The 24,882-nt window shown below is 71.7% G+C and carries 24 protein-coding genes and 1 pseudogene; 16 read left to right on the forward strand and 9 right to left on the reverse strand.

Going from position 1 to position 24,882, the window contains the following annotated elements; genetic code table 11:
• Positions 1-29: 29 nt before the first annotated feature.
• The 6 genes from ACI2L1_RS29310 (at position 30) to mug (ending at position 5,497) form a co-directional block, all read left to right on the forward strand.
• Positions 30-1,364: a hemolysin family protein gene (locus ACI2L1_RS29310; RefSeq protein ID WP_404742394.1), complete on the forward strand. Its 1,335-nt coding sequence runs from the start codon at positions 30-32 to the stop codon at positions 1,362-1,364.
• Positions 1,361-1,528, forward strand: a complete 168-nt coding sequence (locus ACI2L1_RS29315) for a hypothetical protein (protein ID WP_404742395.1) — start codon at positions 1,361-1,363, stop codon at positions 1,526-1,528. Before ACI2L1_RS29310 ends, ACI2L1_RS29315 begins: the two co-directional genes overlap by 4 nt.
• Positions 1,525-2,538, forward strand: a complete 1,014-nt coding sequence (locus ACI2L1_RS29320) for a hemolysin family protein (protein ID WP_404742396.1) — start codon at positions 1,525-1,527, stop codon at positions 2,536-2,538. Before ACI2L1_RS29315 ends, ACI2L1_RS29320 begins: the two co-directional genes overlap by 4 nt.
• A 67-nt stretch (positions 2,539-2,605) precedes the next feature.
• A complete protein-coding gene (locus ACI2L1_RS29325; RefSeq protein WP_404742397.1) occupies positions 2,606-3,388 on the forward strand; it encodes an SGNH/GDSL hydrolase family protein in 783 nt (260 codons plus the stop codon).
• A gap of 113 nt (positions 3,389-3,501) precedes the next feature.
• Positions 3,502-4,938 (forward strand): adenylosuccinate lyase, encoded by a 1,437-nt coding sequence (gene purB / locus ACI2L1_RS29330; RefSeq protein ID WP_404742398.1) that lies wholly within the window; start codon positions 3,502-3,504, stop codon positions 4,936-4,938.
• A gap of 13 nt (positions 4,939-4,951) precedes the next feature.
• A complete protein-coding gene (gene mug, locus ACI2L1_RS29335) occupies positions 4,952-5,497 on the forward strand; it encodes a G/U mismatch-specific DNA glycosylase (protein WP_404742399.1) in 546 nt (181 codons plus the stop codon).
• A gap of 74 nt (positions 5,498-5,571) precedes the next feature.
• Here the strand turns inward: mug and ACI2L1_RS29340 are convergent, their stop codons facing one another.
• From ACI2L1_RS29340 to ACI2L1_RS29350, 3 genes are read right to left on the reverse strand one after another with little or no spacing between them, the layout of a single operon-like run.
• A complete protein-coding gene (locus ACI2L1_RS29340) occupies positions 5,572-6,018 on the reverse strand; it encodes a hypothetical protein (RefSeq protein ID WP_404742400.1) in 447 nt (148 codons plus the stop codon).
• 58 nt (positions 6,019-6,076) lie between these two features.
• Positions 6,077-6,805: an ABC transporter permease gene (locus ACI2L1_RS29345; RefSeq protein WP_404742401.1), complete on the reverse strand. Its 729-nt coding sequence runs from the start codon at positions 6,803-6,805 to the stop codon at positions 6,077-6,079.
• A 1-nt stretch (position 6,806) separates the two neighbouring features.
• On the reverse strand, positions 6,807-7,727 hold the full coding sequence (locus ACI2L1_RS29350; protein ID WP_404742402.1) for an ABC transporter ATP-binding protein: 921 nt from the start codon (positions 7,725-7,727) through the stop codon (positions 6,807-6,809).
• A 108-nt stretch (positions 7,728-7,835) separates the two neighbouring features.
• Between ACI2L1_RS29350 and ACI2L1_RS29355 the strand changes: the two genes are divergently transcribed.
• The 3 genes from ACI2L1_RS29355 (at position 7,836) to ACI2L1_RS29365 (ending at position 10,952) form a co-directional block, all read left to right on the forward strand.
• Positions 7,836-9,005: a sensor histidine kinase gene (locus ACI2L1_RS29355; protein WP_404742403.1), complete on the forward strand. Its 1,170-nt coding sequence runs from the start codon at positions 7,836-7,838 to the stop codon at positions 9,003-9,005.
• Positions 9,006-9,019: 14 nt separating this feature from the next.
• Positions 9,020-9,682, forward strand: coding sequence for a response regulator (locus ACI2L1_RS29360; protein ID WP_404742404.1), 663 nt, complete (start codon positions 9,020-9,022; stop codon positions 9,680-9,682).
• Between the two features lie 112 nt (positions 9,683-9,794).
• Positions 9,795-10,952, forward strand: a complete 1,158-nt coding sequence (locus tag ACI2L1_RS29365; RefSeq protein WP_404742405.1) for an ROK family transcriptional regulator — start codon at positions 9,795-9,797, stop codon at positions 10,950-10,952.
• A 74-nt stretch (positions 10,953-11,026) separates the two neighbouring features.
• Here ACI2L1_RS29365 and ACI2L1_RS29370 read toward each other — a convergent pair whose 3' ends face one another.
• A complete protein-coding gene (locus ACI2L1_RS29370; protein ID WP_404742406.1) occupies positions 11,027-11,788 on the reverse strand; it encodes a GntR family transcriptional regulator in 762 nt (253 codons plus the stop codon).
• A 241-nt stretch (positions 11,789-12,029) separates the two neighbouring features.
• Positions 12,030-12,914: an RNA polymerase sigma-70 factor gene (locus tag ACI2L1_RS29375; RefSeq protein ID WP_404742407.1), complete on the reverse strand. Its 885-nt coding sequence runs from the start codon at positions 12,912-12,914 to the stop codon at positions 12,030-12,032.
• Between the two features lie 156 nt (positions 12,915-13,070).
• On the opposite strand from ACI2L1_RS29375, the gene ACI2L1_RS29380 reads away from it, so the two are divergent.
• On the forward strand, positions 13,071-13,901 hold the full coding sequence (locus tag ACI2L1_RS29380) for an alpha/beta fold hydrolase (RefSeq protein ID WP_404742408.1): 831 nt from the start codon (positions 13,071-13,073) through the stop codon (positions 13,899-13,901).
• A 93-nt stretch (positions 13,902-13,994) separates the two neighbouring features.
• On the opposite strand, the pseudogene ACI2L1_RS29385 reads toward ACI2L1_RS29380, so the two are convergent.
• Positions 13,995-14,840: pseudogene (locus ACI2L1_RS29385) on the reverse strand (EamA family transporter); the annotation flags it as partial.
• On the opposite strand from ACI2L1_RS29385, the gene ACI2L1_RS29390 reads away from it, so the two are divergent.
• The 3 genes from ACI2L1_RS29390 to ACI2L1_RS29400 all read left to right on the forward strand — a co-directional run bounded on the left by ACI2L1_RS29390 (position 14,831) and on the right by ACI2L1_RS29400 (position 19,508).
• The gene (locus ACI2L1_RS29390) at positions 14,831-16,285 is read left to right on the forward strand and encodes a PLP-dependent aminotransferase family protein (protein WP_404742409.1); all 1,455 of its coding nucleotides are present in this window, start codon (positions 14,831-14,833) and stop codon (positions 16,283-16,285) included. The pseudogene ACI2L1_RS29385 and the gene ACI2L1_RS29390 sit on opposite strands and share 10 nt — an antisense overlap.
• A 129-nt stretch (positions 16,286-16,414) precedes the next feature.
• Complete coding sequence (locus ACI2L1_RS29395) at positions 16,415-18,001, forward strand: alkaline phosphatase D family protein (RefSeq protein WP_404742410.1); 1,587 nt, start codon at positions 16,415-16,417, stop codon at positions 17,999-18,001.
• Between the two features lie 247 nt (positions 18,002-18,248).
• The gene (locus ACI2L1_RS29400) at positions 18,249-19,508 is read left to right on the forward strand and encodes a GNAT family N-acetyltransferase (RefSeq protein WP_404742411.1); all 1,260 of its coding nucleotides are present in this window, start codon (positions 18,249-18,251) and stop codon (positions 19,506-19,508) included.
• Here ACI2L1_RS29400 and ACI2L1_RS29405 read toward each other — a convergent pair.
• Positions 19,495-20,739 (reverse strand): trans-sulfuration enzyme family protein, encoded by a 1,245-nt coding sequence (locus ACI2L1_RS29405; RefSeq protein WP_404742412.1) that lies wholly within the window; start codon positions 20,737-20,739, stop codon positions 19,495-19,497. The two genes, ACI2L1_RS29400 and ACI2L1_RS29405, sit on opposite strands and share 14 nt — an antisense overlap.
• A 59-nt stretch (positions 20,740-20,798) precedes the next feature.
• On the opposite strand from ACI2L1_RS29405, the gene ACI2L1_RS29410 reads away from it, so the two are divergent.
• Entirely contained in the window at positions 20,799-21,293 is a 495-nt protein-coding gene (locus ACI2L1_RS29410) for an Lrp/AsnC family transcriptional regulator (RefSeq protein WP_404742413.1), read from the forward strand.
• Positions 21,294-21,326: 33 nt separating this feature from the next.
• Positions 21,327-23,018, forward strand: coding sequence for a DUF885 domain-containing protein (locus tag ACI2L1_RS29415; RefSeq protein WP_404742414.1), 1,692 nt, complete (start codon positions 21,327-21,329; stop codon positions 23,016-23,018).
• A gap of 245 nt (positions 23,019-23,263) precedes the next feature.
• On the opposite strand, the gene ACI2L1_RS29420 is transcribed toward ACI2L1_RS29415, so the two are convergent.
• Positions 23,264-23,779 carry an immunity 21 family protein gene (locus ACI2L1_RS29420; protein ID WP_404742415.1) on the reverse strand — a complete coding sequence of 172 codons (516 nt, stop codon included), beginning with the start codon at positions 23,777-23,779 and terminating at the stop codon, positions 23,264-23,266.
• Between the two features lie 64 nt (positions 23,780-23,843).
• Positions 23,844-24,341 carry a rhodanese-like domain-containing protein gene (locus ACI2L1_RS29425; protein ID WP_404742416.1) on the reverse strand — a complete coding sequence of 166 codons (498 nt, stop codon included), beginning with the start codon at positions 24,339-24,341 and terminating at the stop codon, positions 23,844-23,846.
• Positions 24,342-24,435: 94 nt separating this feature from the next.
• Here ACI2L1_RS29425 and ACI2L1_RS29430 point away from each other — a divergent pair, with 94 nt between their 5' ends.
• Positions 24,436-24,882, forward strand: a complete 447-nt coding sequence (locus ACI2L1_RS29430; protein ID WP_404742487.1) for an Lrp/AsnC family transcriptional regulator — start codon at positions 24,436-24,438, stop codon at positions 24,880-24,882.

A 24,882-nucleotide genomic window follows, 5' to 3' on the forward strand; every position in this document is an offset into this window, starting at 1 on the left:
CTGTCCGATCATGGGACGGAGGTGACCCGATGACCGAAGTGCTCCTCCTGCTGGTGGCGATCCTGCTCTCGCTGGCCTGCGGTGCCTTCGTGGCCGCGGAGTTCTCGCTGACCACCGTCGAGCGCGGGCAGTTGGAGCACGCGGTGGAGCGCGGTGAGCGGGGTGCGTCCGGCGCCCTGAAGGCCGTACGGAATCTGACGTTCCAGCTGTCCGGGGCGCAGCTCGGGATCACCGTCACCAACCTGGTCGTCGGCATGCTCGCCGAGCCGTCGATCGCGGCTCTGATCGCGGAGCCCCTGGAGGCGCTAGGGGTCTCGCGGTCCACCTCCCGGTCGCTGGCACTGGTGATCGGCACGGGGCTGTCGACCGTGTTCCTGATGGTGGTCGGCGAGCTGGTGCCCAAGAACTGGGCGATCTCATCGCCGCTGGCGATGGCCAAGCGGGTGGGGACCGCGCAGAGTTGGTTCAGCGCGGCCTTCCGGCCCTTCATCACGCATCTCAACAACACCGCCAACCGGGTGGTACGCCGTTTCGGTCTGGAGCCCGCAGAGGAGCTGGCCTCCGCGCGCGGACCGCAGGAGCTGGCCGCGCTGGCCCGGCATTCCGCGCGCGCGGGCGCCCTGGAGGCGGACACCGCGGAGCTGTTCGTGAGGACGCTCAACCTCGCCGACCTGACCGCGGAGAACGTGATGACACCACGGGTGCAGGTGGTCGCCCTGGACGTGCAGGCGACCTGCGAGGACGTGGCGAACGCGACACGCGCGACGGGGCTGTCGAGGTTCCCGGTCTACCGCGGGAACCTCGACTCGGTCGTCGGTATCGCGCACATCAAGGACGTCCTGGCCGTGCCGGCCGAGCGGCGCCCCCGGGCCTCGGTCGCCGAGCTGCTGCGCGACCCGCTCCTGGTGCCCGAGTCGCTCACCGTGGACCGGCTCCTGGACCGGCTGTCCGGCAGACGCACCATGGCGGTCGTCATCGACGAGTACGGCGGTACTGCGGGCGTGGCGACCCTGGAGGACATCGTCGAGGAGGTCGTCGGCGAGGTGCGGGACGAGCACGATCCGCACGAGACGCCCGACCTGGCCCCCGCGGGCACCGACGACGAGGGCAGGGAGCTCTTCCGGGCCGACGGTTCGACGCGGATGGACCAGCTCGCGCGCGTGGGGCTGCGGGCGCCCGAGGGGCCGTACGAGACGCTGGCCGGTCTGGTCGCGACGGAGCTCGGCCGGATTCCGGCCGTCGGCGACTCGGTGGACGTCGCCGGCTGGCGGCTCGACGTGGTGGACGCACAGGGCCGCCGGGCGGCGCGGGTGCTGCTGCACGCGCCCCTGGAGGACGGTCCGGAACCGGAGGCCGGGGCATGACCGCCGTCCGGTCGCGGGAGGACAGCGCCGGGTTCCGAGTGGAGACGGCCGCGTTCCTGGAAGGCAGGGCCGGGCTGCGGGTGGAGACGGCCGCGTTCCTGGAGGGCAGGGCCGGGTTCCTGAAGCAGCGGGCCGGGTTCCTGGAGGAGGGCGCCGACCGATGACCGCCGTCCAGTTGCTGATCGGTCTCGCGACCCTGGTCGTCAACGCCTTCTTCGTGGGCGCCGAGTTCGCGCTGATCTCCGTGCGCCGCAGCCAGATCGAGCCGTACGCCGATCAGGGCGACCGGCGTGCGAAGAGCGTGCTGTGGGGCCTTGAGCACGTCTCCGCGCTGATGGCGGCCGCGCAGCTCGGGATCACGCTGTGCACTCTGGTCCTGGGCGTGGTCGCGGAACCGGCCATCGCGCATCTGTTGGAGCCGGTGTTCCACGCGGTGGGCGTACCTGAGGGCGCGGGGCACGCGGTGTCCTTCGTCATCGCGCTGACGCTTGCGACCTATTTGCACATGCTGCTCGGCGAGATGGTCCCGAAGAACATCGCGCTCGCGGAGCCGGTGCGCAGCGCGCTGCTCCTGGGACCGCCGCTGGTGGCCCTGGCCCGTGGACTGCGTCCGGTGATCTTCACGATCAACGCGTTCGCCAACGCCCTGCTGAAGCTGCTGCGGGTGGAGACGAAGAACGAGGTCACGGCCACCTTCTCGGACGCCGAGCTGGCCCGGATCGTGCGGGACTCCGGCGAGGCGGGCCTGATCGACGAGCGGGCGCGGGAGCGGCTGCACGACGCTCTGGAGCTCGGCCGGCGGCCCGTCCGGGACGTGGTGCTGCCGCTCGAACGGGTCGTCTACGCGCGCGTGGGCGTCACTCCGGAGCAGTTGGAGGAGCTGTCGGCCGAGTCCGGCTTCTCGCGTTTCCCGGTGGTGGACGAGGGGCGCCGGATCGTCGGCTATCTGCACGTCAAGGACGCCCTGGACGCCTCCCCGCGGGATGTGCCGTTCCCGGTCCGGGACATGCGGCCGATCGCCCGGATCCGGGAGAACACGCCCCTGGACGACGTGCTCACGGCGATGCGGCGCAGCCGGACGCATCTGGCGGCGGTGCTCGGCGAGGACGGGCGGCTGGCGGGGCTGGTGACGATGGAGGACGTGCTGCGGGAGCTGTTCGGGCGGCAGGTGTGAGGGGCGGTCGAGGGCGTCGAGGGTGACCGACCGGCGGGTATGTGCAGCGGTTACCATTTCTTCCGTCATGCAGACGAATCCCACACACACCAGCCTGGTCGCGGTCGGCGACTCCTTCACCGAGGGCATGTCGGACCTGTTGCCGGACGGCTCCTACCGCGGCTGGGCCGATCTCCTGGCCGGCCGGATGGCCGCGGTCACGCCCGGTTTCCGGTACGCCAACCTCGCGGTGCGCGGCAAACTGATCAAGCAGATAGTCGACGAGCAGGTCGACGTCGCGGCGGCGATGCAACCCGACGTGATCACGCTGGTGGGTGGGCTGAACGACACCCTGCGACCCAAGTGCGACATGGGGCAGGTCCGCGCGCTGCTGACCGAGGCCGTGGAGCGGCTCGCCCCGTCCTGCAAGCAACTGGTGCTGATGCGCAGCCCCGGCCGCCAGGGCCCGGTCCTGGAGCGCTACCGGCCCCGCATGGAGGCGCTGTTCGAGGTCGTCGACGACCTGGCGTCCCGGCACGGCGCCGTGGTCGTCGACCTGTACGGCGCGGCCTCGCTGTCCGACCCGCGGATGTGGGACGTGGACCGGCTGCACCTGACCTCCGAGGGCCACCTCCGGGTCGCCGAGGCCGTGTGGCAGACCCTCGGCTACGACCCCGAGGACACGGAGTGGCGGACACCGCTGCCGGCCACCGTGCCGCCGAGGTGGGTGGCCCGCCGGGTCGCGGACGTCCGGTTCACCCGCCAGTACCTGCTGCCGTGGATCGGCCGACGCCTGACGGGACGGTCGTCGGGCGATGGTCTGCCCCCGAAGCGGTCGAAGTTGCTGCCGTACGAGGGGCCGGTGGAGTAGGCGGGGGGTGAGCCACTTCTCGACGTCGGCCAGGCAATCCGAAAGTCCTCGTAGGTTCCCACGAACACCCCCGCGACGCTGGCCTGCACGAATCGCCAGTAGAATCTGCACACGTGACTCCCGCCAAGCCCCGCATCCCGAACGTCCTCGCCGGACGCTACGCCTCCGCCGAGCTCGCCACGCTCTGGTCGCCCGAGCAGAAGGTGAAGCTGGAGCGTCAGCTCTGGCTCGCCGTGCTGCGGGCCCAGAAAGACCTCGGGATCGAGGTGCCGGAGCAGGCGCTCGCCGACTACGAGCGGGTTCTCGACACCGTCGACCTGGCTTCCATCGCCGAGCGCGAGAAGGTCACGCGGCACGACGTGAAGGCCCGGATCGAGGAGTTCAACGACCTCGCCGGACACGAGCAGGTCCACAAGGGCATGACGTCCCGGGACCTCACCGAGAACGTCGAGCAGCTCCAGATCCGGCTCTCCCTGGAGCTGATGCGCGACCGCACGGTGGCGGTGCTGGCACGTCTGGGCAAGCTCGCGGGCGAGTACGGCGAGCTGGTCATGGCCGGCCGCTCGCACAACGTGGCCGCGCAGGCCACCACCCTCGGCAAGCGCTTCGCGACGGCGGCGGACGAGTTGCTCGTCGCGTACGGCCGGGTCGAGGAGCTCCTCGGCCGGTACCCGCTGCGTGGCATCAAGGGCCCGGTCGGCACCGCGCAGGACATGCTGGATCTGTTGGGCGGGGACGCCGCCAAGCTGGCGGAGCTGGAGGACCGGATCGCCGGGCACCTGGGCTTCGCGCAGGCGTTCACGAGCGTCGGTCAGGTCTACCCGCGCTCCCTCGACTACGAGGTCGTGACCGCGCTGGTGCAGCTGGCGGCGGCTCCCTCCTCGCTGGCGAAGACGATCCGGCTGATGGCCGGGCACGAGCTGGTGACCGAGGGCTTCAAGCCGGGCCAGGTCGGCTCCTCCGCCATGCCGCACAAGATGAACACACGGTCCTGCGAGCGTGTCAACGGCCTGATGGTCATCCTGCGTGGCTACGCCTCGATGACCGGCGAGCTGGCGGGCGACCAGTGGAACGAGGGCGACGTGTCCTGCTCGGTGGTGCGCCGGGTCGCGCTGCCGGACGCGTTCTTCGCGCTCGACGGACTTCTGGAGACCTTCCTGACGGTCCTCGACGAGTTCGGCGCCTTCCCGGCCGTCGTGGCCCGTGAGCTGGACCGCTACCTGCCCTTCCTCGCCACCACCAAGGTGCTGATGGGCGCGGTGCGCGCGGGCGTCGGCCGTGAGGTCGCGCACGAGGCGATCAAGGAGAACGCCGTGGCCTCCGCGCTCGCGATGCGCGAGCAGGGTGCCGAGCGCAACGAACTCCTCGACAAGCTGGCCGCCGACGAGCGCATCCCGCTCGACCGCGCCCAGCTCGACGCGCTGATGGCCGACAAGCTGTCCTTCACCGGCGCCGCGGCCGACCAGGTCGCCCTCGTCGTCGGCCGGATCGAGGAGATCGTCAAGCAGCACCCGGCGGCCGCGGGCTACACGCCCGGGGCGATCCTCTGACACTCCTCACGCCATGACGCGCTTCACCCCCGAGGAGCTGGCGGCCGCCCGCGACCGGCTCGTGCCGGACGTCGTCGCGGACGGTCTCCATGTGCTGTTCTGCGGGATCAACCCCGGCCTGATGACGGCCGCGACGGGCCATCACTTCGCCCGGCCCGGCAACCGGTTCTGGCCGGTGCTGCATCTGTCCGGCTTCACGCCGAGGCTCTTGAAGCCGTCGGAGCAGCAGGAGTTGCTGTCGTACGGGCTCGGCATCACGAATGTCGTGGCCCGGGCGTCCGCGCGGGCGGACGAGCTCAGCGCGGAGGAGTACCGCGAAGGCGGGCGGCTGCTGGCGGAGAAGGTGGCACGGCTCAGGCCGCGTTGGCTGGCCGTGGTGGGGGTGACCGCGTACCGGGCGGCCTTCGACGACCGCAAGGCGCAGGTGGGGCCCCAGGAGCGGACGATCGGGGGCACACGCGTGTGGGTGCTGCCGAATCCGAGCGGTCTCAACGCGCACTGGACGGCGGCGACGATGGCGGAGGAGTTCGCCCGGCTGCGGGTGGCGGCGGACGGCTAGTGGGTCACAGCGGGTCGTGAGGGGATGGCTCCCGGTAGGTCACACCGGGGCGTGGTCGGATGCCTCCTGGCAGGTCACACCGGGTCGATGTCGGAGGCCACGGCCAGGACGTGGACCTCGTCGGTCTCGTCCCGGTAGCCCACGCCGAGCGCGATCCAGCGGTCCGAGCCAGGGGGCTGCCACAGGTCGAGGTCGTCCGCCACGATGCTCGTCGTGGCCCAGGGCTCGGGTATCTCCTCGCCTCGTTCCAGGCGCAGCTTGAGCGTGCCCATCCCCCAGGGCCGCTGCTGCCTGCCCCAGCGGTCGTCCAACTCCTGGGCTATGCGGCTCCTGAGGGCGTAGAAGTCCCCCACGGCCGCCATGCGCGGCGCCGCGTCTCCGTCCCGCATCCCGTGGCTCGCCTCTAACGACTCGATGCGGTAGCCGGGCCCCGACCTGTAGGCGCGCGACTCGCCGTCCGTCGCGGCCAGGTCGCGGACGCACAGCGAGTCGATCGCGGCGAGGTACTTCGCACTGTCCATGTGATCCAGTAAACCCGGCACCACTGACATTTGGCGGGGCGTCAGGCGACTTTCGGGGTCAGGCGTCCCGTCGTCGCACGCTCCACGCTCCCGCGGCGAGTGCCGCCGCCGCCCACAGCAGGGTGACTCCGAGTCCGGCCCACGGCCCCAGAGTTCGGTCGGGCGTCTCGTAAAGGACGGTCTGGCCCGCCCTGTCGGGCAGGAAGTCGGCGACACCGCCCCCGGCCGCGTCGCCGATCACGAACGACACGACGAGGATGAACGGGATGATGAGGGAGAGCGCGCCCACACCGCTGCGCAACAGGGCCGTGATCCCGGCCGCGAACAGCGCCATCAGTGTGAGGTAGAGGGCGCAGCCGACGACACCGCGCGCCTGCTCTCCCGTGGAGAGGCCGCTCGCCGCGTCGCCGAGCCCGGCCCGGGCCACGACGAGCGCGGCGAACGCGGTGACCAGCCCGACGACCAGAGTCGGTACGGCGATCGCGACCAGCTTCGCCGCGAACCACCGCCCGCGCCTCGGCACCGCGGCCAGTGTCAGCCGGAGCCCACCCCCGTGGAACTCCGACGACACCGCCATGGCACCGAACGCGATGGCCGCGATCTGGCCCGGTGCTACCCCGGACAGCGCCATGAACAGCGGATCGAACTCGGGGTCGGAGGTCTCGGAGACCCCGGCGATCGCCGAGAACGCGGTGGTCGCCGCGAACAGGGCGAGGAGTGCGCCGAGGAGCGAGCGCAGCGTACGGATCTTCAGCCACTCGGCGTGGAGGACGGGGACGAAGGGCATGTCAGGCCTCCTGCGGCTGTGGGGTGAACTCGGTTTCGGTGGCGGTGAGATCGAGGTAGGCCTGCTCCAAGGTGCCTTCCTCTGCGGCCAGTTCCAGGATCGGTACCCCCGCCGCGGAGGCGAGGACGCCGATCTCGTCCACGCGCGCGTGGTGCACGGTCCAGCGCCCGTCCTCGTGCTCCACGGCTTCGTGACCGTGGTGGGCGAGGGCGCTCCTGAGGGCGGTGGGGTCCGTCGTACGGATGCGGACGCTGGGCTGCACGCGTGCGTGGATGAACTCCCGCATGGGCGTGTCGGCGAGCAGGCGGCCCTTGCCGAGAACGACGAGGTGGTCGGCGAAGGACGCGGTCTCGTTCATGAGGTGGCTGGAGACCAGGACCGTTCGGCCCTCCGTGGCCAGCCGGCGCAGCAACTTGCGGATCCAGATGATGCCTTCGGGGTCGAGGCCGTTCGAGGGCTCGTCGAGCATGACCACCCGGGGGTCGCCGAGCAGGGCGCCCGCGATGCCGAGCCGCTGCCGCATGCCCAGCGAGTACGTCTTCACCCGGCGCCGGGCGACCGAGGCCAGGCCCGTCTCCTCCAGCACCTCGTCGACCCGGCGGTCGGGGATGCGGTTGCTCGCCGCCAGCGTGCGCAGATGGTCGCGGCCGGTGCGGGAGCCGTGCGCGGCCTGGGCGTCGAGGAGGGCGCCCACCTGGCGCAGGGGTTCGACGAGCGTGACGTAGGCGCGGCCGCCGATCGTGGCCGTCCCCGAGGTCGGTCGGTCAAGGCCGAGGACGAGCCGCATCGTGGTGGACTTTCCGGCGCCGTTGGGGCCGAGGAAGCCGGTGACGCGGCCGGGCAGGACACGGAAGGTGACGTCGTCCACGGCGCGTCGGCTGCCGAACTCCTTGGTGAGGGCTTGGACTTCGATGCTGGTCATGGCAGCAGCCTGGCGCGCGCCGTGGCGGCGGTGCCTCCCCCGTGCGTGGAGATCGTCTCCCCCGTGCGGGGGAGGTTCGTTGTCAGTGGCGGCTGGCACGATGACCAAATGGTCCGTTTGCTGCGCCCGTTCGGCCGGGCGGTGACGTACACACGACTGCTGCATCTGTTCATCGCCGTCGTGTGGCCCGCCATGTGGCTGTTCATCGAGGAGGCCTGGTGGACCTGGCTGGTGGCGGCCGCGGCGCTCGTCCCGGCCGGACTGGTCCCTGCGATGCGCACGGTGGAGGGGCTGCAGGCCAGGCTGCTGCTGACGGGTCATCGGCACGACAGCGAGAGCATCGACATCGTCGTGGCGCCGTCCACGTCCTGGGCCGACCGGGGGCGGCTCGTCGTGTGGCTGGAGACCCGGCTGCTGCTCGGCTACGCGACCTCGATGCTCGTCGTCCAGCTGCTCATCAGCTCGGTGGACCTGGTGTCGGCGGCGTTCGGCCATGACGTCGACGAAGGGGTGCTGATCCTCCTCGACGGCCACCAGTGGTGGCACATCCTGCTCGCGCCCCTCTCGCTGGCCGCGCTGGGGGTGACCGTCGTCGTCTCCGGACGGATCGTCACCGCGCTCGCCCTGCGCCTCCTCGGTCCCTCCCCGGCCGAACGCCTCGCCGCCATGGAGGAGCGCACCGAGCAGCTCCTCGAACGCACGCGCATCGCGCGCGAGCTGCACGACTCGATAGGGCATGCCCTGACCGTCGCCGTCGTCCAGGCGGGTGCCGCCCGCGCGGCCGGCGATCCCGCCTTCACCGACCGCGCCCTCGACGCCATCGAGGAGACCGGCCGGGCCGCGCTGGAGGACCTGGAGCGCGTTCTCGGTGTGCTGCGGGAGTCCGAGCGGCCGGTGAGCAGCCGCCCGACACTCACGGACGCCGACCGGCTGCTGGAGTCCGCCCGTGCGTCCGGAGCGAAGGTGGACGCCGAGTTCACGGGGCCGGTGGACACCGTGCCGGGCCCGGTCTCGCGCGAGGGCTATCGCATCCTCCAGGAGTCGCTGACCAACGTGCTCCGGCATGCGGGGGCCGTCCCGGTCCGGGTCCGTATCGAGGTCGGGGACGAGAGTCTCGCCCTGGAGGTCCGCAATCCGCTGACGGCCGACATACCGGGGCCGGGCCGGGGCAGCGGTCTGCGGGGCATACGCGAGCGCGCGGCCCTGCTCGGCGGCCGCGCGCAGACCGGGCCGGACCAGGGCGACTGGCAGGTGCATGTCCAGTTGCCGCTGCGCTGATCTACGCTGGCCGGATGCCGGTCACCGTTCTCCTCGTCGACGACGAACCCCTCGTACGCGCCGGTCTGCGGGCCGTGCTGGAGGCGCAGCCCGACATCGAGGTCGTCGGCGAGGCGGCGGACGGGGCGGCGGTGATCCCACTCGTACGGCAGTTGCGGCCCGACGTGGTCGCCATGGACGTACGGATGCCTCTGCTGGACGGCATCGAGGCCACGCGCGCGGTGCTGCGGACGGTCGATGCACCACCGAAGATCGTCGTCGTGACGACGTTCGAGAACGACGAGTACGTGTACGAGGCCCTGCGGGCCGGTGCCGACGGGTTTCTGCTGAAGCGGGCCCGGCCTGCCGAGATCGTGCACGCGGTGCGACTGGTCGCCGAGGGCGAGTCGCTGCTGTTCCCCGCCTCGGTACGGCAGCTCGCCGCCCGGTACGGCGACGACGGGGGCAACCGCGCGGCCCGGGCTGCGATGGAGCGGGCCCAGCTGACCGAGCGGGAGGCCGAGGTACTCCGGCTCATGGCACGCGGCCTGTCCAACGCGGAGATCGCCGGGCGGCTGATCGTCGGTACGGAGACCGTCAAGTCGCATGTCAGCGCCGTACTGGCGAAGCTGGGGGCGCGCGATCGCACGCAGGCGGTGATCGCGGCGTACGAGTCCGGGTTCGTGGCGCCGGGATGACCGGATCCGATCGGTGAGCGGCGTGGACGATCTCGCGGCGCCCGGCACTCGCCGGGGCCCGTCGCGCCGAGTAGCATCCGCCCAACACGCGCACGAGCTGGGAGGACGGACGTTGGGGCGGCTGACCGGTGGGGACCCCTCGCTGCTGCGAAGGATCAATTCCGCGGTGGTGCTGCACGCGCTGCGCGCCACGGACTGCGCGACGCTGACCGAGATCACCCGGGTGACGGGGCTGTCCCGGCCGACGGTCGAGGGCGTCGTCGAGGGGCTCATCGAGGGCGGCCTGGTCGTCGAGAAGGCGGCGGACGACAGCGTCGCCCGGCGCCAGGGGCGGCCCGCGCGGCGGTTCAGGTTCCGGGCCGAGGCCGGGCATCTGCTGGGCCTGGACATCGGGCCGCACCGGGTCGCGGCGCTTCTCTCCGACCTGGACGGGCGGGTGCTGGGTGCCGTGGCGAAGGACGTCGACGAGACGGCCTCCGCCGACGAGCGTCTGGAGCGGCTGCGCACCGCGGTGGCCGAACTGCTGCGCCGGGCCGGGGTCGCGCGCGACTCCCTGTGGGCGGTGGGAGTCGCCTCGCCGGGCATCGTCGAGGCGGACGGCACGATACGGCTGTGCGCGGCGCTGCCGGAGTGGACAGGACTGCGCCTCGGGGAACGGCTCAGCCGTTCCTTCAAGTGCCCGGTGCTGGTCGAGAACGACGCCAACGCGGCCGCGGTCGCCGAGCACTGGAAGGGCGCCGCCACCGAGTCCGACGACGTCGTGTTCGTCCTCGCCGGGCTCAGCCCGGGGGCCGGCTCGCTGATCGGCGGACGGCTGCACCGGGGGTACGGGGGAGCGGCCGGGGAGATCGGCGCGCTGCATCTGCTGGGCCGTGAGGTCACCCCGGAAACACTGCTGTCCACCACGGACGAGCCGCTGCACCCGCTCGACGAGCAGGCGGTCGCCGAGGTCTTCGCGCAGGCCCGTGAGGGCGACCAGCGGGCCCGTGCGGCCGTGGACCGCTTCCTCCAGCGGCTCGTCCACGACGTGGCTGCACTCGCCCTGGCCCTGGACCCGGAACTCGTCGTGGTCGGCGGCTGGGCGGCCGGCCTGGACGGTGTACTGGAGCCGCTGCGGCGCGAGTTGGCCCGCTACTGTCTGCGCCCGCCGAAGGTGACCTTGTCGCTCCTCGGCGAGGCCGCCGTGGCGACGGGTGCGCTGCGGCTGGCCCTCGACCATGTGGAGGAGCAGCTGTTCGCGGTGGAGGGCACGGTGACCGCGCGGCGCTGAGCGCGCCCCGTACGACAAGCGGCGGCGCCCCGGAGATGCGCTCCGGGGCGCCGCCGTACTGCTGCGCGACCTGCTCAGGATGCCTGGCGTTCCGGCCCGTCGTGGATCTCGACCGCGCCGGAGTCACCGAAGGTCAGCCGGCAGGTGTCCGCGCGGTAGGTGGCCACGGAGATCGCGGCGGTGCGGCCCCCGGACAGATAGCGGGTGGTGACGACGAGCACCGGGGCCCCTGGCAGCCGGTCGAGTTCCTTGGCGTCGTCCGCGCGGGCCGAGCCGAGCTCGACGGCGTTCTCCCGGCTCTCCAGCTCAAGGCGGTGCAGCTCGCGCAGGACGGCACGCGCGCGTGCCGCCCCGGACGGAGCGTCTATGGCGGAGAGCTCGGGCACCGACTCCTCGGGGATGTAGAGCAGTTCGGCGGCGACGGGCTGGCCGTGGGTCATCCGGGAGCGCCGCACGGTGAGCACCGGCTGGTCGCGGCTGCTCCCGAGGGCGTCGGCGACGGGCGGGGGCGGCACCGCGGCGGCGCAGTCCACGGACTGCCAGTCGTCGCCGGCGACGCCGGGCCAGGCGTGCTGCTCGGTGCCGACGGCCACGCCCACGCGCGGCGGGGCGACGGTCGTGCCGACACCGCGGCGGCGCTGCAGCCTGCCCTCCAGCTCCAGCTGCTCCAGTGCCTGGCGGAGCGTGGCGCGGGCGACGCCGAAGCGGGCGGCGAGGTCGCGTTCGTTGGGCAGGATCTCGCCCACGGAGAATTCGGAGTCCAGTGCCTCACTGAGCACGGTCTTGAGATGCCAGTACTTCGGTTCCGGCACCGATTCGAGCTGCGTGGTCCCCACCCTTGCCTCCGCAATCGCCGTGGTCCGGCGGCGTTTTAGCGCCCTTGTTTATTAAAGGTTGTTGCACTTCTCTGCGACCATAGGGCGGCCCCCACCCTTGGTCAAGACCAATCCTCGATCCCCGTGACGGCACGTGCGCGTGGGGCCGCGCAGCGTTCATGAGGCATTCGCACGGCGCCCGGTTCGTGGCACGGCGCCGAAGCCCCCGTCGCGGAACGAGGGCTTCGGCCGGGCAGGGAAATCAGACGTCCATCAGGGAGCGCAGCTTGTCCGGGTTGCGGATGATGTAGATGGACTGGATCCGGCCGTCCAGGATGTCCATCTGGAAGACGGAGTCGGGCTTTCCGCCCGACAGGGCGAGCACCGCGGGTCCACCGTTGAGCTCCAGGAAGCGCCAGGTGAGGTCCGGGACGCCCTTTTCGGCGACGGCGACCATGAAGCGGCCCACGTGGTCGGCCGACTCCAGCACCCGCAGCGGCGCCTTGGTCTTGCCGCCGCTGTCGCCCACGAGACGGACGTCCGGGGCGAGCAGCGACATCAGCCCCTCCAGGTCACCTCCGTCGGCGGCGGCGAGGAAACGCTCCGTCAGATCGCGGCGCCGGGCCTGGTCGACCTCGTAGCGCGGCCGTCGTTCGTCGACATGCTTGCGGGCCCGCCCCGCGAGTTGCCGTACGGCGGGTTCGGCGCGATCGAGCATGGCGGCGATGTCGGCGTAGGGGTAACCGAAGGCCTCCCTGAGGACGAACACCGCCCGTTCCAGCGGTGACAGCGACTCCATGACCACCAGGACGGCGAGGGACACCGAGTCGGCGAGGACGGCCTGCTCGGCGGTGTCGGGCACGGTGTCCCCGAAGTCGGTCACATAGGGCTCGGGCAGCCACGGGCCGACATACGTCTCACTGCGCGCCTTGACCTGGCGGAGCCGGTCGATCGCCAGGCGCGTGGTGACGCGGACCAGATAGGCGCGCGGTTCGCGCACCTCGCTCCGGTCCGCCGCCGACCAGCGCAGCCAGGCTTCCTGCACCACGTCCTCGGCGTCGCTGACGCGTCCGAGCATGCGGTAGGCGACGCCCATGAGGACGGGACGGTGTTCTTCGAAGACATCGGTCTCGGTTTCGGTGGCCACGGATTCATCCCAACCCACACACGGGTTCGTGTCCAGGCGATTACACATGTGGCCACCTCAGGGGTCTACCCGCCAGTAGCAATTGCTGACAAGGTGTCTACAGCGTCCGACCGTGAGTTCTCGTCCCAGCCCGTGCGTCGCCGTTCAGGAGCCTTCATGTCCGCCACCGTCTCCTTCAAAGTCCCCTCCGCGCAGGGGCCGCAGCCCGTGACCGTGTCCTACACGCGCGTGGGCAGCGGTGAACCGCTGCTCCTGCTGCACGGCATAGGTCACCACCGGCAGGCCTGGGACCCGGTGGTCGACATCCTCGCGACCGAGCGCGAGGTGATCGCCGTGGACCTGCCCGGCTTCGGCGCGTCGCCGGGGCTGCCCGAGGGGCTGGCGTACGACCTGGCCACGACGACGGCCGTGTTCGGAGCGTTCTGCGAGGCTCTGGAGCTGGACCGCCCGCATGTGGCGGGCAACTCCCTCGGCGGCCTGCTGGCTCTGGAACTCGGCCGCGAGAAGCTGGTACGGTCCGTCACCGCCCTGTCCCCCGCGGGGTTCTGGTCACAGGCCGAGCGGCGCTACGCGTTCGGCGTCCTGCTCGCCATGCGGCACATCTCCCGGCGGCTGCCGCTGCCCCTGGTCGAGCGGCTGTCACGCAGCGCGGCCGGCCGCACGATGCTGACGAGCACGATCTACGCCCGCCCGGGTCTGCGGTCACCCGAGGCCGTGGTCGCCGAGACGCTCGCCCTGGCGCGGGCCACGGGGTTCGACGAGACCCTCCGGGCCGGTGGCGCCGTCCAGTTCACCGACGACATCCCGGGGCTGCCGGTCACCGTGGCCTGGGGAACCAGGGACATGCTGCTGGTGCGCCGGCAGGGCGTGCGGGCCAAGCGGATCATCCCCCGGGCCCGGCTCGTGCGGCTCCCCGGCTGCGGCCACTGCCCCATGAACGACGACCCGGCCCTGGTCGCCCGCGTCATCCTCGACGCCAGCCGCTGAGCCCTTCCGCCTCGCCGTCAACGCGCCGGATCCGAGGGCGACTCCGGCGCCGACCAGGGCGCTGCCCAGGGCCTGGGCGACGCCGTAGGAGCCCGTCCCCACGATGGGTGCGGTAAAGGCTGCCGCGACCGGGATGAGACCGGAGAAGAGTGTGGCGCGTTCGGCGCCGATCCGCTGCATGCCCATGTACCAGCACACGAAGCCGACGACGGTGACGACCGCCGCCTGCCACAGCAGCGCGGCGGCCTCGGCGGTGTCGGGGCGACGCAGCCACGCGGTGCCGTCCAGGAGGAGTCCGGCCGCCGCGGACTCCGCGGCGGCGACCGCGCAGACGATCGCGGACAGCAGCCGGGGGCCCAGCGGACGCAGCACGGGTACGGCGAGCACCGCGAAGCCGACCTCGCCTGCCAGCGCACCCACGGAGAAGGCGATGCCCGCGCCGTCGGTACGACCCCAGCCCTGGACGGCGAAGGCACCGAGGGCGACGAGGAACGCGCCCCGCAGAACCCGGCGTTGGGGCCGACGTCCGTCCAGCAGCGGGACGAGGACGGCCACCAGCACGGGGGCGCAACCGACGAAGACCCCGGGGACGGCCGGCTCCGCGCTGCGCTCGGCGGCGATGACGGCCAGGTTGAAGCCGACCATGCCGATGGCCGCGAGGAGCGCGAGACGCATCCATTGACGGAGCTCAAGTGCACGCAGCCTTGCGGCCGCTCCTCTTGCGGCCAGGGGAACCAGCAACAGCGCGGCGAGGCCGTAGCGCAGGAACTGGCCGCCCGCGTACGGGTAGTCGCCGAGCAGGCTGTTGGCGGTGAAGGACCCTCCGACGAGGACGCAGGCGAGCGCGGCGAGGAGGGAACCGCGCATGGTGGTGGCGTTCATGGAAGCGACGCTAGGAACAGCGGCGGCCCGGTTTAAGGTCCAGTGCCATGACGTCATCGGGGACCAATCCGGAACGACAGCCGAACGACGATCCGGTCGGCTCAGCGGCCTGGGAGCTGCTCCTCCCCGCCGTCGCGGCACCGGCACGCACGCGTGGCCGTTCCCTCCAGGCCGCGCTGCGGGAGGCGGTCCGGTCCGGGCGGCTCGTGCCCGGCACGCGGCTGCCGTCGAGCCGGGATCTGGCGGCGGACCTGGGTGTGTCACGCGGGCTGGTGACCGAGGCGTACGAGCAGCTGACGGCGGAGGGCTATCTGCGCAGCGGCCGCGGCGCCGGCACCTGGGTCGGCGGTGCCGTACGGGCCGCTCACCCACGCGCGCGTGACCTGGCGCCGCGCACCCCGGACACCCTTGTCGACTTCGTCGCAGGGACGCCCGACCTGTCGATGTTCCCCCGTGGCGCCTGGGCCACGTCACACCGCGCCGTCCTGGCGCAGCTGCCGCACCAGGACCTCGGCTATCCCGACCCGCGCGGACTGCCCCGGCTGCGTGCCGCGCTCGCCGAACTGCTGGCCCGACGGCGGGGCGTGGTCGCGGATCCGGAGCGACTCGTGGTCGTCTCCGGAGTGGCGCAGGCGACGACGCTGCTCGGATTCGCGCTCCACGCGCGCGCGTTGCCGACCGTCGGCGTCGAGGATCCCGGCAGCCCGCAACACGACGCCCTGTACGCGGCGGCGGGCGTCAGCACCGTCCCCGTACCGCTGGACGGGGACGGCATCGACATCGACGCGCTGCGGGCATCCGGCGTGCGTGCCGTGGTCACGACGCCCTCGCATCAGTTCCCCACCGGCATCGCGTACTCCGCGCGGCGCCGCGCGGAACTCCTCGGCTGGGCGCGCTCCGTCGACGGCCTCGTCCTGGAGGACGACTACGACGGCGACTTCCGCTACGACCGGGCGCCCGTCGGCGCGCTCCAGGGGCTCGACCCGGACCGTGTCGCCTACGCGGGGTCGGTCAGCAAGTCCCTCGCCCCGGGGCTGCGGCTCGGCTGGCTGCTCGTGCCGGAGTCGCTGGCCGACGAGGTAGTCGAACGCAAGCGGACGATGGACCTCGGCCACCCCACGATCGACCAGGCGCTGTTCGCCAGATTCGTGGAGCGCGGCGACTACGACCGTCAGCTGCGCCGCTGCCAACGCGCCTACCGGGAGCGGCGCGACGCGCTGGTCTCCGCGCTGGACGAACACTTCCCCGGCACGGAGGTCTCCGGAATCGCGGCCGGACTGCACGTCATCGCCGCGCTGCCGCGTCGGTACGGCCCGCGGGACAAGTTCCTCGCACGCACGGCCGCGGTGGGGGTGACCGTCCGCCCGCTGACGGAGTACGCACACGCGCGTGCCGAGCCCGACGAGGAGGAGGAAGTGCGGCTGGTCCTCGGATACGCCCACCTGTCCCCCACGCGCATCCGGGACGGCGTACGGCTGATGGCCGAGGCCGCTCGCGACTGACCGTGCTATCGCACACGGGTTCCCTTGTTCCCGCGGCCAGTTGTTCACTTGTGGTTCGCGTGCGCGCTGCGGCGCCCCAGTAGTTGTGGCAACGCACACTGGCCGGATCCCGTCCCTGGAGGCGCAGCCATGTCCCACCGTCCGTTCCCCGGCCGCCGCAGCGTTCTGCGCGGCTCCCTGGCCGCGTCGGCGGCCCTCACCCTGCCCGCGGCTGCCGGAGCCGCGCCGGCCTTCGCCCTCTCCGGGCGCCCCGGGGCGGGCTGGGGCGTGCAGACGGGAGACGTGACCTCCGACTCCGGCCTGGTGTGGGTGCGTTCGGACCGTCCGGCCCGGATGATCGTCGAGACGTCCGCCACCGAGTCGTTCCGCAACCCGCGCCGCTGGCACGGCCCTCTGCTCGGCGCGGACACCGACTTCACCGGTACGACCCGGCTGCGCGGTCTGCCGTCGGGCGAGCAGATCCACTACCGCGTGCTGCTGGCCGACCCGGACGACCCGCGCCGCACCGGCGAGCCGGTCGCCGGCACCTTCCGCACGGTCTCTCACATACGCCGGGACGGGGTGCGGTTCCTGTGGTCCGGTGACCTCGCGGGACAGGGCTGGGGCATCAACCCCGACTTCGGCGGCTACACGATCTACCGGGCGATGGCCAAGCTCGACCCCGACTTCTTCCTCTGCAGCGGCGACAACGTCTACGCCGACGGCCCGATCACGGAGACCGCCGCCCTGCCCGACGGCAGCACCTGGCGGAACATCACCACCGAGGAGAAGTCCAAGGTCGCCGAGACCCTGGCCGAGTTCCGCGGCAACTTCCGCTACAACCTGCTCGACCACAACCTCAGGGCCTTCAACGCCCAGGTGCCGTCCATCATCCAGTGGGACGACCACGAGGTGCGCAACAACTGGTACCCGGGCCAGACGATCCTGGACTCCGACACCCGCTACACCGAGAAGCGTGTCGACGTGCTGGCGGGCCGGGCCCGGCGGGCGTTCAGCGAGTACTTCCCGATCTCCACGCTCCGGCCCGGGGCGCGGGACGGCCGGGTGTACCGGGTCATGCACCAAGGCCCGCTGCTCGACGTGTTCGTGCTGGACATGCGGACGTACCGCAACGCCAACTCGCCGGACGACCAGACCGTGGACCCGCAGGGCATCCTCGGCCGCGAGCAGTTGGAGTGGTTGAAGCGCGAGCTGTCGCGCTCGCGGGCGGTGTGGAAGGTGATCGCCTCCGACATGCCGCTGGGCCTGGTCGTCCCCGACGCCACGGAGGGCAAGGCGAACATCGAGGCGGTGGCGCAGGGCGACCCGGGCGCCCCGCTCGGGCGTGAGCTGCAGATCGCCGAGCTGCTGCGGTACGTCAAGCACCGGAGGATCACCGGCACGGTGTGGCTGACCGCCGACGTGCACCACACCTCGGCCCAGCACTACCAGCCGTCGCGAGCCGCGTTCACCGACTTCGAGCCGTTCTGGGAGTTCGTCTCGGGCCCGCTGAACGCGGGTGCCTTCCCGGCCAGCGCGCTCGACGGCACCTTCGGCCCGGAGCGGGTGTTCGTGAAGGCGCCGACCGCGTCGAACGTCTCCCCCGCGGGCGGCTACCAGTTCTTCGGCGAGGTCGACATCGACGGCCACAGCGGAGAGCTGACGGTGCGTCTGCGCGAGGCGGACGGCACCGTGCTGTTCACGCAGGTCCTCCAGCCGGGCCGGGTGGGTCAGTAACTCCCGCACCGTCGAAGGCGGGCCGCGCGCCGGCGTCATCCTCCGGTGCGCGGCCTGTGAATCCCCAGTGCCTGCGCGTCACGATGAACACGGAGGTGGCCGTATGACGTAGTTCGGGGTATCGGCGCACGTCAGGCGTCGGACCCGACCGGACAGTTGAAAAGGGCATAAAAGTGCAGAACCACGCTTTACCGATCAGTCACAAGGCGTTCGTGATCACGCAACACCGTTCCTCCACAGTGGCTGCATGACTCGAGACATGTCTGATGTGACGCAGGTGAAGGACGGGCCCAGCGTGAACAGCTGGCTCCTGGCAGCCACGACCAAGTGCCGGACATGGTGGTCACGCCGCCACGGTCAAGCACCACCCTCGGGTGATACCGGCGCCCGGCTCCTGCCCGAGAGGGAGCAGGCCGGGCCGGCCGCGGAGAGCACTCTGTGGCGGATGCGGACGACGGTGAAGGACGAACCGGGATCGCTGGCCGCCCTCTGCGCGGCCCTCGCCGGGCAGCGGGTCGACATCCTGAGCCTCCAGACCCACCCACTGGCCGAGGGCACGGTCGACGAGTTCCTGCTGCGGGCTCCGGGAGCCCTGGAAGGGGCGGAGCTCACCCGGGCGGTCGCGGGGGCCGGCGGTACCGACACCTGGATCGAGCGGGCCGACACGCATGACCTGGTGGACGCCCCGACCCGGGTGCTGGGTCTCGCCACCCGCACCGCCCTGGACGCGGCGGAACTGCCGCTGGCGTTGCGGCAGTTGCTGGGCCGGTGCACGATCCGGTCCTCGCCGGCCGTTCCGGCGGGCGGCGGTCGCGGGCCGGAGGGCGTGCCCGTGGAAGGAGCTCTGGAGGAGACCGTGCTGCGGTTGCGGGCGCCGGAAGGTGGAGTGATCACCGTGGAGCGGCCGTATCTGCCGTTCACGCCGACCGAGTTCGCCCGGGCCCGGGCCCTGGTCGAGTTGGACGCGCGGCTCGGTCCGCGGGTGCCGCGCAGCCAGGACGTACTGACACTGCCCGAGGGCAACGACATCACCGTGCGCCGGGCCGACACGGGTGACCTGGAGGCCGCGCGGGCGATGCACGAGCGGTGCTCGTCGCGGACGCTGAGCATGCGGTACCACGGGCCTGTCGGTGACGCCGACCGCTATCTCAACCACCTGCTCAGTCCGCGCTTCGGCCGCACGCTCGCCGTACAGACCGCGTCGGGGCGGATCGTGGGGCTCGGGCATCTGCTGTGGGACGGTGACGAGACGGAGGTGGCGCTGCTCGTCGAGGACGCGTGGCAGCGGCGAGGGATCGGTGCGGAGCTGTTGGAGCGGCTCGTGGGGATGGCAGTCGAGGCCGGGTGCGAGAGCGTGTACGCGGTGACGCAGTCGTCCAACACGGGGATGGTGGCGGCCATGCGGGGGCTTGAGCTGCCGCTCGACTACCAGATCGAGGAAGGCACGTTGGTGATCACCGCGCGGCTTGCTCCGCAGCAGAGCGTCATGGGAGTCACCGGGGCCTGAGCGCCGTAGGGGTACTGGTCCCGTCGGCGGGTGCGGGGATGCTGTGGCTTGTCGCGCAGTTCCCCGCGCCCCTGAAGGGCACATTCAGTGCTGTGTCCAGATCTGTCCACAGGTCTTCCACGTCCTCAAGGCCCACCGAGAGGCGCAGCAGGCGGTCGCTCACTCCTGCGCTTCTTCTGTCCTCCGCGTTCACGATGCGGTGGCTGATCGACGCCGGGTGCTGGATCAGGGTGTCCACGCTGCCCAGGCTGACCGCGGGGGTGATCAGACGAACCCTGCTGATCACCTCGTGCGGGTCCCCCTCGACCTCGAAGGCGATCATGGCGCCGCCGATGCGTGGGTAGTGAACTCGGGTGACGCGGGGGTCGGCCGCCAGGCGGTGGGCGAGCTCGGCGGCGTTCGCGGACGCTGCCCGCACCCGTACCGGAAGGGTGGCGAGACCTCGCAACAGCAGGTAGCCGGCCAGCGGATGCAGGACTGCCCCCGTGGCGAAGCGGATCTGCCTGAGCTGTCCCGCGAACTCCTCGTCGCAGGCCACCACGCCCGCCATCACGTCCCCGTGCCCGCCGAGGTACTTGGTGGCGCTGTGCAGGATCAGCCGGGCACCTTGCTCGGCGGGGCGTTGGAGTACGGGGGTGGCGAAGGTGTTGTCCGCGAGGAGGGGCACGCTGCCGCAGGAGTGGGCCAGGGCTCGCAGGTCGACTTCGGCGAGGGTGGGGTTGGCCGGGGATTCCACCAGAACCAGTCCGGTGTCCGGGCGCAGCGCGTCGGTGACCCCCGCCGGGTCGGTCCAGGTGACCTCCGTGCCGAGGAGTCCGGCGGTGAGGAGATGGTCGCTGCAGCCGTACAGGGGGCGTACGGCGACGACGTGGCGCAGGCCGAGGGAGGACCGTACGAGAAGGACCGCCGTGAGCGCGGCCATGCCGCTGGCGAAGGCCACCGCCGCCTCGGTGCCCTCCAGACGGGCCAGGGCGGTCTCGAAGCGGGCGACGGTCGGGTTGCCGAGGCGGCCGTAGACGCGAGGCCCGTCCGGCTGGGCGCCCGTGGTGGCGAAGGCGTCGATGCGGGCGGCTTCTTCGCGGCTGTCATAGGACGGGTAGGTCGTCGACAGGTCGATGGGCGGGGCGTGCAGTCCCTGGCGGGCGAGGTCGTCGCGGCCGGCGTGGACGGCCTCGGTGGCCAGTGCTCTGAGCGGCGTACGGGACGCGGTGGAGGTGCGCGCTGAGTCCATGTGGCAAGGGTGAACACCGACCGGTGTTTCCGGGCACAAGCCCGTGCTACGTTCGGCCGATGGCCGAAACTGTCGTACTGGATCCGGTGGACCTGCATCTGCTGCGGATGCTGCAGAACGACGCCCGGACCACCTACCGCGACCTCGCCGCCCAGGTCGGGGTCGCCCCGTCGACCTGTCTGGACCGGGTGACCCGGCTGAGGCGCAGTGGCGTCATCCTCGGTCATCAGCTGCGGCTGGATCCCGCGAAGCTCGGCCGGGGCCTGGAAGCGCTGCTGTCGGTGCAGGTCAGACCTCATCGGCGGGAGCTGGTGGGACCGTTCGTGGAGCGGATCAGGGCGCTGCCGGAGTCCCGGACCGTGTTCCATCTGACCGGTCCCGACGACTATCTCGTCCATGTGGCCGTGGCGGACATGGCGGATCTGCAGCGGCTGGTGCTGGACGAGTTCACGTCCCGGCGCGAAGTGGCCCGGGTGGAGACCCGGTTGATCTTCCAGCAGTGGGAGTGCGGGCCGCTGCTTCCGCCTGCCACGCCGACAGCGGAATCGGGGTGACTCCCGCGAGGTCCCCGTACGAGGATGGGCGGCATGTCTGAGACCCAGATCCCGCTGCCCCGTCAGGTCGCCGACGCCTACGTCGACGAGCTCATCGCCCTCGATCCGATCACCGGAACCTACCTGGGTGTGAAGGAGAGTTCGAGCAAGCTCCCCGATACCTCACCGGCGGGCCAGGAGGCGCTCGCGGAGCTTCAGCGGGCCACGCTCGCCAAGCTCGACGAGGCCGAGCGCCGGCCCGGCGCGGACAGTGACATCGAGCGCCGGTGCGGCCGGCTGCTGCGCGAACGTCTGACGGCCGAACTCGCCGTGCACGAGGCCGACGAGGGCCTGCGCTCGGTCGGCAACATGGCCACGGCCGCGCACTCGATCCGTGAGGTCTTCACCGTCACTCCGACGGAGACGGAGGAGGACTGGGCGGCGATCGCGGAGCGGCTGCGGGCGGTTCCGACCGCGTACGCCGGCTACCGCGAGTCCCTCGCGCTCGGTCTGGAGCGCAAGCTGTACGCGGCACCGCGCCCGACCGCCACTTTCGTCGAACAGCTCACCGAGTGGGCGGACACCGACGGCAACGGCCGGGGCTGGTTCGAGGACTTCGCCTCGGCGGGCCCGGAGGCACTGCGCGCGGAGCTGGACGAGGCCGCCCGCGCCGCGACCGCCTCGGTCGTGGAACTGCGCGACTGGATGCGGGACGTGTACACGCCGACGATCGAGGGTGCCCCGAACACGGTGGGCCGGGAGCGGTACGCCCGCTGGGCGCGCTACTTCAACGGCACGGACCTCGACCTGGACGAGGCGTACGCGTACGGCTGGTCCGAGTACCACCGACTGCTCGGCGAGATGAAGCAGGAAGCCGAGAAGATCCTGCCCGGCGCCGAGACGCCCTGGGTGGCGCTCGCCCACCTCGACGAACACGGAAAGCACATCGAGGGCGTCGACGAGGTCCGTGACTGGCTGCAGGGCCTGATGGACCAGGCGATCGACTCGCTCGACGGCACCCACTTCGAACTCGCCGAGCGAGTGCGGAAGGTGGAGTCGTGCATCGCTCCGCCCGGTGGTGCGGCTGCCCCCTACTACACGCCCCCGTCGGAGGACTTCTCGCGTCCGGGCCGCACCTGGCTGCCGACGATGGGCCAGACCCGTTTCCCGGTCTACGACCTCGTCTCGACCTGGTACCACGAGGGCGTACCTGGCCACCACCTCCAGCTCGCGCAGTGGACGCACGTCGCGGGGAACCTCTCCCGCTACCAGGCCGCGGTGGGCGGGGTGAGCGCCAACGCCGAGGGCTGGGCCCTGTATGCGGAGCGGCTGATGGACGAGCTCGGCTTCCTCACGGACGCGGAGCAGCGGCTCGGCTACCTCGACGCGCAGATGATGCGGGCCGCGCGGGTCATCGTCGACATCGGCATGCATCTGGAGCTGGAGATCCCGGCGGGCTCCCCGTTCCACCCGGGCGAGCGCTGGACGCCCGAGCTGGCGCAGGAGTTCTTCGGCGCGCACAGCAGCCGGCCGGCGGACTTCGTGGAGAGCGAGCTGACCCGCTATCTCACGATTCCCGGCCAGGCGATCGGCTACAAGCTCGGTGAGCGGGCCTGGCTGCTCGGCCGTGAGAAGGCCCGCGAGCGGCACGGCGACGCTTTCGACCTCAAGGCCTGGCACATGGCGGCGCTGTCGCAGGGTTCGCTGGGGCTTGACGATCTGGTGGACGAGTTGGCCCGGCTCTGACCTGGGGCGCCGGGTGCGGATCTGGGGATCCGGGGATCTGATCCGCGATCCCGGCAACTGCACCGGCACCGGCACCGGCACGCACCATGCGGCCGGTGCCGGATGCCGCTCTCCTCGGCGGTCCGGCCGACCGGCGACGAGCGAGACCGGCCGGGTCGTCCTACGGCATCCCCCGGCGCCCCGGACTGCCGTGCACTTCCCGAGCGCCCGCGCACGAGCCGTTCGGTCGCGCCCGGGAACGGCCCTCAGTCCGACAGCCGCCGCAACTGGACGAGCCCCAGCCAGGTCTCCGGCCCGGGCCGCACGTTGGCCGCGCGCACCGCGTACCGCCCCGGGGCCAGCGAGACCTTCAAGTGGTCGGTGTTCACGGAGTCGTTGCCGGGCCAGGCCGCGTCGAAGAGGACGACCGGTCCGGGCACCGCCCAGTTCACCTCGTTCTCCCAGACGGCCGTGGCGAGTGCGGTGGGGACTTCGGCGAGGAGTTCGTCCTCGGAGTCCCCGGCGCACCACCGTACGAAGGTACCGTGGCCGGGGAGATAGGAGGTCGAGGCGGGCTCGTCGCCGAGGACCAGGGCCGTGGCATCACCGACCGGCAACAGGCCCACACAGCTGTCGACTTCACAGGCCCGGTCGTAGTCGGAGGCCATCTCGTCGCCGTCGGCGCCCGCCCAGAACGGCAGGACCGTCTCCGGCACCGCTATGAGCGGCCCGCCGCCCGATTCCACCCACTCCACCGCGCCCGGCTCCGCGTATCGCACCATGGGCCAGAACCTACACGCACCCAAGGTTGCACCTGCACAGGAACCCCACCGAAATCGCCGGGCCTCAGCAGCCGCAGTCGTCGGAGTCGGTCGGTGCGGTCAACGAGTCGGGGGTACGCCGGTCCCGGCCCTCCCAGGTCTCGAACTCGAAGCCCTCCCGCACCCAGTACTCGAATCCGCCGAGCATCTCCTTGACCCGGTAGCCGAGTTCGGCGAGGGCGAGCGCGGCACGGGTGGCGCCGTTGCAGCCCGGGCCCCAGCAGTACGTCACCACCGGCACGGACTTGTCGAGGAGCCGTTCGGCCTGCTCGGGGATGAGCGCGGTGGGCAGGTGGACCGCGCCCGGGACATGTCCCTGGTCCCAGGCGGCGGTGGAGCGGGAGTCGAGGACGACGAAGCCGGGGTCGGCCTCGACAGCCGCGAGCGCGGCGGCGACGTCGGACACGTCGGCGTGGAAGACAAGGCTGGCGCGGAAGTAGGCGGCGGCCTCGGCCGGGGCGGCGGGGGCGACCCGCAGGACGGGGTTCGCGGCGTTCACGGTGAGCGAGTCGGTTGTCGTCATGGCCAGAAATCTACGGTCGACGATCACGAACATGAAGAGGGATTCCACGGCGCTGACCTTGCTCGGCAGGGGATTCCCCTGCTATTTCTCGGGCATGACCGCGTATTCCCCGGACGCCACCGACTGGCGCATCCTCGATGTCCTCCAGCGGGAGGGACGGGCTACTTTCGCCGAGCTCGCCCGGGCCGTCTCGATGTCCGCGAGCGCCGTCACCGAGCGGGTACGGCGCCTGGAGGAGGCGGGGGTCATCCAGGGGTACGCCGCGGTCGTGGACCCCGACCGGCTGGGACTGCCGATCCTGGCGTTCGTGCGCCTCAGGTACCCCAACGGCAACTACAAGCCCTTCCACGACCTGGTCGCCGTGACGCCGGAGATTCTTGAGGCCCACCACGTCACGGGCGACGACTGCTTCGTCATCAAGGTCGCCGCCCGCTCGATGCGGCACCTGGAGGAGGTGTCGGGCAAGATCGGGGCGCTGGGCTCGGTGACCACGAGTGTCGTCTACTCCTCCCCGCTGCCCCGGCGCCCACTGGGCCGCTGA

It is taken from the genome of Streptomyces sp. NPDC019531, from assembly GCF_044903305.1.
Taxonomy (GTDB): Bacteria; Actinomycetota; Actinomycetes; order Streptomycetales; family Streptomycetaceae; genus Streptomyces.

What these genes read in the sequence shown, in the direction of transcription:
- ACI2L1_RS29430 (WP_404742487.1), top strand. Translation starts at nt 24,436, where the DNA reads ATGACCGCGTATTCCCCGGACGCCACCGACTGGCGCATCCTCGATGTC.
- ACI2L1_RS29410 (WP_404742413.1), top strand. Translation starts at nt 20,799, where the DNA reads ATGGCCGAAACTGTCGTACTGGATCCGGTGGACCTGCATCTGCTGCGG.
- ACI2L1_RS29425 (WP_404742416.1), bottom strand. Translation starts at nt 24,341, where the DNA reads ATGACGACAACCGACTCGCTCACCGTGAACGCCGCGAACCCCGTCCTG.
- ACI2L1_RS29355 (WP_404742403.1), top strand. Translation starts at nt 7,836, where the DNA reads ATGGTCCGTTTGCTGCGCCCGTTCGGCCGGGCGGTGACGTACACACGA.
- ACI2L1_RS29320 (WP_404742396.1), top strand. Translation starts at nt 1,525, where the DNA reads ATGACCGCCGTCCAGTTGCTGATCGGTCTCGCGACCCTGGTCGTCAAC.
- ACI2L1_RS29415 (WP_404742414.1), top strand. Translation starts at nt 21,327, where the DNA reads ATGTCTGAGACCCAGATCCCGCTGCCCCGTCAGGTCGCCGACGCCTAC.
- ACI2L1_RS29400 (WP_404742411.1), top strand. Translation starts at nt 18,249, where the DNA reads ATGACTCGAGACATGTCTGATGTGACGCAGGTGAAGGACGGGCCCAGC.
- ACI2L1_RS29420 (WP_404742415.1), bottom strand. Translation starts at nt 23,779, where the DNA reads ATGGTGCGATACGCGGAGCCGGGCGCGGTGGAGTGGGTGGAATCGGGC.
- ACI2L1_RS29395 (WP_404742410.1), top strand. Translation starts at nt 16,415, where the DNA reads ATGTCCCACCGTCCGTTCCCCGGCCGCCGCAGCGTTCTGCGCGGCTCC.
- ACI2L1_RS29360 (WP_404742404.1), top strand. Translation starts at nt 9,020, where the DNA reads ATGCCGGTCACCGTTCTCCTCGTCGACGACGAACCCCTCGTACGCGCC.
- mug (WP_404742399.1), top strand. Translation starts at nt 4,952, where the DNA reads ATGACGCGCTTCACCCCCGAGGAGCTGGCGGCCGCCCGCGACCGGCTC.
- ACI2L1_RS29390 (WP_404742409.1), top strand. Translation starts at nt 14,831, where the DNA reads ATGACGTCATCGGGGACCAATCCGGAACGACAGCCGAACGACGATCCG.
- ACI2L1_RS29405 (WP_404742412.1), bottom strand. Translation starts at nt 20,739, where the DNA reads ATGGACTCAGCGCGCACCTCCACCGCGTCCCGTACGCCGCTCAGAGCA.
- ACI2L1_RS29310 (WP_404742394.1), top strand. Translation starts at nt 30, where the DNA reads ATGACCGAAGTGCTCCTCCTGCTGGTGGCGATCCTGCTCTCGCTGGCC.
- ACI2L1_RS29350 (WP_404742402.1), bottom strand. Translation starts at nt 7,727, where the DNA reads ATGACCAGCATCGAAGTCCAAGCCCTCACCAAGGAGTTCGGCAGCCGA.
- ACI2L1_RS29345 (WP_404742401.1), bottom strand. Translation starts at nt 6,805, where the DNA reads ATGCCCTTCGTCCCCGTCCTCCACGCCGAGTGGCTGAAGATCCGTACG.
- ACI2L1_RS29380 (WP_404742408.1), top strand. Translation starts at nt 13,071, where the DNA reads ATGTCCGCCACCGTCTCCTTCAAAGTCCCCTCCGCGCAGGGGCCGCAG.
- ACI2L1_RS29325 (WP_404742397.1), top strand. Translation starts at nt 2,606, where the DNA reads ATGCAGACGAATCCCACACACACCAGCCTGGTCGCGGTCGGCGACTCC.
- ACI2L1_RS29340 (WP_404742400.1), bottom strand. Translation starts at nt 6,018, where the DNA reads ATGGACAGTGCGAAGTACCTCGCCGCGATCGACTCGCTGTGCGTCCGC.
- ACI2L1_RS29315 (WP_404742395.1), top strand. Translation starts at nt 1,361, where the DNA reads ATGACCGCCGTCCGGTCGCGGGAGGACAGCGCCGGGTTCCGAGTGGAG.